This is a genomic window from Shewanella sp. A32 (assembly GCF_029167175.1).
In the GTDB taxonomy this organism is placed as follows: Bacteria; Pseudomonadota; Gammaproteobacteria; order Enterobacterales; family Shewanellaceae; genus Shewanella; species Shewanella yunxiaonensis.
Genome location: NZ_JARFTS010000001.1, coordinates 419,075 through 427,128, shown reverse-complemented (window position 1 = coordinate 427,128; position 8,054 = coordinate 419,075). Strand labels below are relative to the sequence as shown.

The window sequence follows — 8,054 nt, the reverse complement described above, 5'->3', positions numbered from 1 at the left end:
GAAAATGATGTCACCTAGAGAGTATCGAGCTCTTAAAGTGGCGAGTTAAGCTGTCCGTTTTGGTGGGGGCAACTACATTGACTAAGCGGGGCTCACTGACGTTCTGGATAGACGAGCAGGCAATATGAACCACTGGTGTTGCAGCCAGTGGGAGAGCATGAATGCTTAAATATCACCCAACGTCTTTAAACCTGCTGTTAGTACCTGCGCCAGATAATCAGTGCTACCGTGTGCACGCTTCTGTTTGCGTGAAGGCTGTATGGCGCAGCCTGCATAATGTGATGGGATAAAAAAATCGCGGCTAACTTTCAAGTCAGCAGCGATTTTTATAGATGTCTTATCTGGGTTTGAATAACAATTATCTCACCAACATTTCCCCACAGATATCCTAAGGGCGTATCTCGCCAAATGGTTATCAGTTGAGATTTTGATGTTGGGAAATGCCAGTAAACATTGTGCTATAAACAACCAAATTCCATTGGTTAATCACACCGCCAATTTGACAACATCGCAAATCTGCTGAGCAAATTGTTGTACTTTCCCTTTATCTTCACCCTCGACCATAACGCGCAACAGTGGCTCTGTACCAGATTTTCGCAGTAACACGCGCCCTGAATCTCCAAGCTGCTCTTCCACTGCGGCAACTGATTGCTTAACGGTATCTTGTTGCAATGGATTTTTGTCGCCGTTAAAGCGCACATTGATCAGTACCTGAGGCAACAGAGTGATGGGTTCTATCAACTGCTCTAATGTAACTTGTCTGCGCTGCATTGCGGCAAGGACTTGGATACCAGCCACAATGCCATCGCCGGTAGTGCAGTGATCTAAATTCACAATATGACCGGAATTCTCACCACCGATACGCCAACCTTTTTCAGCGAGAAGCTCCATTACATAACGGTCGCCAACCTTCGCCCGAGCAAACGGAATATTTAATTCCTTGAGCGCCAGTTCCAGACCTAAATTTGACATTTGAGTACCAACTACGCCACCAGATAACAAGCCACGGTGATATGCGTCACTGGCCAAAATATAGAGGATCTGATCACCATCAACGACTTGACCGTCTTTAGTCACCATCATAATTCGGTCACCGTCGCCATCTAATGCAATGCCAAGATCTGCTTGATTATCGACAACTGCTTTACAAATGGCACCCATAGAGGTTGCGCCAACTTGGTCGTTAATATTGGTACCATTAGGCTCTGAACCAATCACGATAACTTCTGCACCTAATTCTCGAAAGACACTGGGAGCGATGTGATACGTTGCACCATGAGCACAATCAATCACCATCTTCAGCCCTTCAAGAGAATGTGAAGATGGGAAATGGCCTTTGCAATATTCAATATAGCGTCCTGCAGCATCAGTGATGCGTGATACTTTCCCCAAAATTTTTGATTCGACATAATCTATCGGACGCTCAAGTTCCGCTTCAATATCCAATTCCAGCTGATCATCAAGCTTGGTGCCATTAGCAGAGAAAAACTTGATGCCATTGTCATAATAAGGGTTATGTGACGCACTAATGACAATCCCTGCTTCAGCACGAAAAGTCCGTGTCAGATATGCGACTGCGGGTGTTGGCATAGGCCTCATTAGCATGACATCAAGCCCTGCTGCACATAAGCCGGCCTCAAGTGCTGACTCAAACATATAGCCTGAAATTCGGGTATCCTTACCTATTAATACCTTTTTAGTACCTATGCGGGATAACACTCGGCCTGCAGCCCAACCTAATTTGAGCGCAAGCTCTGGGGTCAGTTTGCCTGCACCGACTTTGCCACGAATGCCATCGGTACCAAAAAATTTCCGTTCTTTCACTTAAATTTGTCTCCAACAGTCAGCAGCAAATTTTAACTATGCTTGTATGTTGCTTGATTAGTCTCGAATATTACCAATTTAGAAGTAGTAATTTAGATACCAATCAGCGAATGATTTAACCCCTTCACTTATTCCAACTTTTGGCTTGTAACCTACAGACTTAAACAGATCTTCTGTGTCAGCCCAGGTCGCCTGCACATCACCATCCTGCATCGGCATCATGATCTTCTCGGCTGTTTTACCCAAAGCCCGTTCCAGTTCAGCGATAAAATCCATCAAACGCACCGGGCTGCCATTACCAATATTGTATATACGGTAAGGGGCACTGCTGGTTGCTGGGCTCCCCTCCTCCACAGTCCAAGACGGATCGGGTTGAGGCACTTTATCAGCACATAACAATACGCCGGCAACGATGTCATCAATATAAGTAAAATCACGACTCATATCGCCGTGATTGAACACTTTGATAGGCTTATCCGCACTGATGGCTGACGCAAACAACATCGGTGCCATATCGGGGCGTCCCCATGGACCATAAACGGTAAAAAATCGCAGGCCAGTGGTAGGTAAGCCATAGAGGTGTGAATAGCTGTGAGCCATCATCTCATTGGCTTTCTTAGTAGCGGCATAGAACGACACGGGGTGGTCAACAGAATCACTGGTGGCAAATGGCATCTTTTTATTGAGGCCATACGTTGAACTGGAGGACGCGTAGACCAAGTGTTCCACTTTATTGTGACGACAACCTTCCAGCACACACAAAGTACCGACTAAGTTACTATCTGCGTAAGCAAAGGGATTGGTAATCGAGTAACGGACACCAGCTTGTGCGCCCAAATGGATCACGCGCTCAAACTGCCCATCAGCAAACAACTGCGCCATACCGTCACGATCGGAAAGATCGAGTTGCTTGAAGGTAAACAGCGCTTCACCATCAAGCTTATTTAAACGGTCTTGCTTGAGACTGACATCGTAGTAATCATTGAGGTTATCGATACCGACCACTTCATGACCCGCTCCGCACAGACGTTCAGCCACGCGAGAACCTATAAATCCAGCGACTCCTGTTACCAAATACTTCATTTACGCCTCACAAACATAACTTGGTCCCATAAGTGAGACCGCAAATAATCTTTAAATAGCTTCGTAATAAATACATCACTGGATAATTAATCCAGACGAAAGATATCGCGCGTATAGACTTTGTCCGCCACGTCTTCTAAATCAGCTTCCATACGATTTGACAGAATCACATCAGACTGCGCTTTGAATTCTTTCAGATCGCGAATCACTTTTGAACGGAAGAATTCGTCTTCTTTCAGCACAGGCTCATAAACCACAACTTCGATACCCTTGGCTTTAATACGCTTCATCACACCCTGGATAGCCGATGCGCGGAAGTTATCTGAACCACTCTTCATGATCAGACGATACACACCCACCTTCTTAGGTTGCTTAGCGATAATCGAATCTGCGATAAAGTCTTTGCGAGTGCGGTTGGCATCCACAATTGCTGAGATCAAGTTATTCGGTACTTGATTGTAGTTAGCCAGCAACTGCTTGGTGTCTTTCGGCAGACAGTAACCACCGTAACCAAAAGATGGGTTGTTATAGTGCGTACCAATACGTGGATCTAAACACACGCCATCAATGATTTGACGAGTATCCAAGCCATTCATTTCCGCATAGCTGTCCAACTCGTTGAAGTAAGCAACGCGCATGGCTAAGTAGGTGTTCGCAAACAACTTAATCGCTTCCGCTTCAGTACTTTCAGTGAACAGTACGGGGATATCTTCTTTCAGCGCACTATCGGCCAAAAGACGAGCAAATGCTTCAGCACGTTCCGAACGATCACCCACAATAATACGTGATGGATAAAGGTTATCGTATAACGCCTTACCTTCACGCAAGAATTCTGGAGAGAAAATAATATTGTCAGAACCGACTTGTTTTCTCAGCTCAGCAGTGTAACCCACTGGTACAGTAGATTTAATTACGATGCAGGCAGTTGGATTTAACTCAACAACTTTTGCAACGACAGCCTCAACCGTACGTGTGTTGAAATAGTTAGTAGTTGGATCGTAATTGGTAGGTGTCGCAACAATAACGAAGTCCGCATCAGCATATGCATTAGCATCAGTTGTCGCTTCAAGGTTTAACTCTTTAGATGACAGATACTCTTCAATCATCTCATCAACAATCGGCGAAATGCGTTGATTGACTTGGTCTACTTTTTCTTGAACAACATCGACAGCAACTACTTGGTGATGCTGTGATAACAACACAGCGTTTGACAGGCCTACATACCCTGTTCCGGCCACAACAATTTTCATAAACATACCAAACGAGATTAAAAAATTAAATTTAAAATTTGATTAACGTAGAAAATGAAAGAGAAATCACCTAAATCTACTATATAGAAATTTCTTTATGAAGCTGGGACTAATTCGCAGACCAAACAAAGCTATACTAAAAAAAATATTAACAACTGAAATTTGATGAAGTTTACGCATTGCATAAAATCGAGATAACAAATCATTCTTTGCCTTTCCAAACCCTCTACGACTAAAAAAATCTGAAGATTTACGAAACCTAAGCAAAATATCTTGACAATTACCAATGATGTAGTTTTTGGCAACAAGATCAACCCAAAGATAATAATCTTGAGTATTCATCAATTTTTCATCATAAAAAATATCGCTGACATTGATAACAGAAAGATTGAACATAACAGTAGGATGACTGAATGGACATCTTCTAATAATATTCTTGATTAAAACTTCATGATGACTTGGTAAACGTTTTTCGAAAACAGACCCACACTCACTAAATTCAATAACACCAGCACCACAAATCGCTACAGTAGGATTTTTTGAAAAAAAATCAAGTTGCTTTTCAAATCTATTTTTAAAACAAATATCGTCAGCATCCATTCTAGCAATAAACTTATATGTCCCATTATGGGACAATCGAGATATAGCACGGTTTAATTGAAAAGCTAACCCTCGATTCTCTTCAAAAAATTCAACAAATAAATTTGTATATTTAAGTTCAAAATCAGATACAACCTTTTTCAAGTCAGGAGAAATTGAACCATCAACTTGCAAAAAAATATCAAAATCTGAAATAGTTTGCTCATATAAACTATTTAAAGAAGCAAAAAGCCATTCAGGTCTATCTTCTCGATAAATTGACATTACAACAGCAATCGATTTTGTCACGCTAACAGTTTCCTTAAACGATATAAAACCATCCTTTTTAATTTAGCAAAAATAGTTTCACAACTGACTATCAAATCTGTATCAACAGGTTTTGAAAAATAAACAACCTGCGCACTTCTACCATTATACTTTAATAAAAGGGTAAGTTCTGGGTTAGATGAAAAACACTTGAGCCTATGAACCTTTTCTCTATAATTTAAATTCATATTCAAAATTGGTGTAGACAATTCTTCTACATCAACAAGTTCAGGCAACATAGATTCATTAAATTTTAAAAAATATTCTTTTGCGATCAATTTATTATCTTTTATTACCAACTCTACCATCAACCCCTCTTTATTAAACTTTGATTGATAATAAGTTTGTTGACTACCAACTTGAAAATTATTAAAGAGAAAATTACCTAGCGAAAAATAAATAGGGCAGCCTTTATAAGTCTCATTGACTTGAATCGTATGGGTATGACTACCAATAACAGCATCAGCACCAGCATCAATAACCCGCCGAGCAAAACAAACCTGCTCCGCCGTGGGATAAAAATTATTTTCTATCCCCCAATGAGGTAATACAATAACAAAATCAGCTTGCTTTTTATTTTTTATTGTACTTATGTCTTGGGAAACGAAATCAAAAAGAAGCGGTGCGGAGCCTGGAGAAGACATATCCGCATTACAAGCAGAATTTGTCGAATAGCAATTATAAGCAAGAAATGCGATGCGCCTCCCCTCAAAATCTACAAAAATTGGCTTTCTTGACTCTAACAAATCAAGACCAGCACCAAGATAGGATATAGAATTTTCATTAAGAAACTCAACAGTATTACTATAACCTTGAACACCTTGATCAAATATATGATTATTCGCCAATGAAAGTACATCGCAAAAATCAAAAAAGCCTGAATTAGATGGTGGGTTTTTTAAAGAAAACTTATTCTTATTAAGTGAAATATCCTCTTCTAAAATTGGAGCTTCCAAGTTACCAATAATAGAACCTGAGTAATTACTTAAAAAAACACCCAAATCAGAACATTTAAAATTTTCAAGATCTTTAGTGGAGTAACCGTCTGAACAAATATCACCAATTAAAAGTAGTTTATTCATTATCGACTCTTTCTGGATGCTATATCTATTCTTCCAACTCTACCGAGTAAACCATCATAGATACCTTTGAGAATAAACTTTAGACGAAGCATGCCATCGTCGAAAGCAAATGGATATACGGTGATTTTAAACAACAACTTAAGGTAGTTACTAAATTTCCAATAAAATGGAACATAACTTCTGGAAGAGAGCAAAAATAGATTTCTAGTATGGTAGTAATGTCTTATAGGACTAGGAACTCTAACATTAACGGGGCCAAAAATTTTTTTCACACCATTTCCTACTCGATGCCCTAACAATAAATCATTACATCTGATAGTTATGAAACCACTATTTTTCAACCGCCAACAATATTCCCAGTCAACGGAATCGATAAAAAGTCCATCATCCATTCTACCAACAGTATCAAAAGCTTTTTTAGGTATTAAACTTGCTGAACTGATTGTAGCATGAATTATTTCAGAATTAGTATTCTCGATTGCTTTTCCTTTTATAATACGACCTTCATCAACCTCATTAGTTACTTTATCGTAATGGCGGGGGCCAATGACCCCAATATTAAATCCAAGTGCAGTCAACTGATTATAACGTTCTAGTAATAATGAAATAGTATTCGGTGGGAGTAAACTATCTTGATCCATTTGAACAATAAACTCAGCACCGTTTGTAAATGCCCAAGACATACCAATAGACTGAGCCTCAGCAATACCTAAATTTTCATTAAAATTGAAAACTTTAGTTTTTTCTGTTTCCGGGATAACAAAACCATTGTCAGAATTGTTACATATAACAACTAAATCCGTCTGACTTTTTAGAGAATCAATAGCTAAAGTAACCTCATCTAGATTAGTATTATATACAACAAGAATAGAAAAAATCATAAATATTTCTCTTTTAAAAAACATAAGATTGAATCAGCGAGCAAATTTTCAATGGATACATGACTACCAAGCTCCATCTTAGTGACATTGCCATCATGAATTCTATGAAAACGCTTTGCATTGACTGCGGTAGCCATTCCAAAGTGAACAGCTTGATATTCAATAACAAAAAATTCACCGTTTTCTGTTTCAGCTATGTCCAAGGAGACGAAAGGCACATTAAGCTTTTGCCTAACTGAATCAGCAAATTTAATCAAGCCATCAGTAACATCTGCTTGATAATCAAATTTACCACTTCCAGAAGCACGAAAGTCGTTAGTGCGCACATATCTTTTCAACGTAAAAAAGTTATCTGCAAAGACCAAAACCTTCCAATCATATTTTAGGTTTGGGATTAATTCTTGGGCCACTACACGTCCAATTCGAGTAGGATAGAGATTTTTATATTTATAGAAATACTTAACTAAATTCTTGGCGATACTACCTAATCCAACTCTAACATAATGTTTCATTGACTTTTGTAACGCCTCAACAAATTCATTATTAGTGCTAGCAAGACGGACTCCGTTGCTACCAAATCCGTCATAAGATTTTATTACAGTTTTAGAAAACGGTAGATTATATTCCTTTTCGCAAAAAAAATGTGTATACAAACTAGATTTTGGTGTGGGAATTTCTAGTCTTGACTTATATAACTCTTGGTAAAATTTATTCTCATGCGATAAATAAAATTCTATACCAGGAATTAAAACCCCTCCTCTTGATAACACTTCAAAAGCAATATCAATTATGGCCAATTTATAGTTTTCAATTTGAGATGAGGCAAAAAAAACATAGCAACCGTAAAACTTACAACCAGATAACAAGAGTTGGGAAAATCTATCTAATGTATATACTTCACACTCAAAATCAGAATCGATTATAGATTTTATTTTTGAAAGATTGAGGCTAACGGTTTCATGTAAAACTTGTGGTATATGATTATTATAATTTGTAACTAAATAAAATTTACTTTTCATAACCTACTC

At 38.8% G+C, this 8,054-nt stretch carries 7 protein-coding genes; all 7 read right to left on the bottom strand.

What is annotated here, in order from left to right:
• Positions 1-486: 486 nt before the first annotated feature.
• The 7 genes from glmM to PY479_RS01850 all read right to left on the bottom strand — a co-directional run bounded on the left by glmM (position 487) and on the right by PY479_RS01850 (position 8,045).
• A complete protein-coding gene (glmM, locus tag PY479_RS01880) occupies positions 487-1,824 on the bottom strand; it encodes a phosphoglucosamine mutase (RefSeq protein WP_275482696.1) in 1,338 nt (445 codons plus the stop codon).
• Positions 1,825-1,902: 78 nt separating this feature from the next.
• Positions 1,903-2,907: an NAD-dependent epimerase gene (locus PY479_RS01875; RefSeq protein WP_275482695.1), complete on the bottom strand. Its 1,005-nt coding sequence runs from the start codon at positions 2,905-2,907 to the stop codon at positions 1,903-1,905.
• 86 nt (positions 2,908-2,993) lie between these two features.
• The gene (locus PY479_RS01870; protein WP_275482694.1) at positions 2,994-4,157 is read right to left on the bottom strand and encodes a nucleotide sugar dehydrogenase; all 1,164 of its coding nucleotides are present in this window, start codon (positions 4,155-4,157) and stop codon (positions 2,994-2,996) included.
• A gap of 66 nt (positions 4,158-4,223) precedes the next feature.
• A complete protein-coding gene (locus PY479_RS01865) occupies positions 4,224-5,045 on the bottom strand; it encodes a glycosyltransferase (RefSeq protein WP_275482693.1) in 822 nt (273 codons plus the stop codon).
• Positions 5,042-6,145, bottom strand: coding sequence for a CapA family protein (locus PY479_RS01860; RefSeq protein WP_275482692.1), 1,104 nt, complete (start codon positions 6,143-6,145; stop codon positions 5,042-5,044). Before PY479_RS01860 ends, PY479_RS01865 begins: the two co-directional genes overlap by 4 nt.
• Positions 6,145-7,026, bottom strand: coding sequence for a glycosyltransferase family 2 protein (locus tag PY479_RS01855; RefSeq protein ID WP_275482691.1), 882 nt, complete (start codon positions 7,024-7,026; stop codon positions 6,145-6,147). Before PY479_RS01855 ends, PY479_RS01860 begins: the two co-directional genes overlap by 1 nt.
• Positions 7,023-8,045, bottom strand: a complete 1,023-nt coding sequence (locus PY479_RS01850) for a hypothetical protein (RefSeq protein ID WP_275482690.1) — start codon at positions 8,043-8,045, stop codon at positions 7,023-7,025. The genes PY479_RS01855 and PY479_RS01850 overlap by 4 nt, the downstream gene beginning before the upstream one ends.
• Between the last annotated feature and the right edge of the window lie 9 nt (positions 8,046-8,054).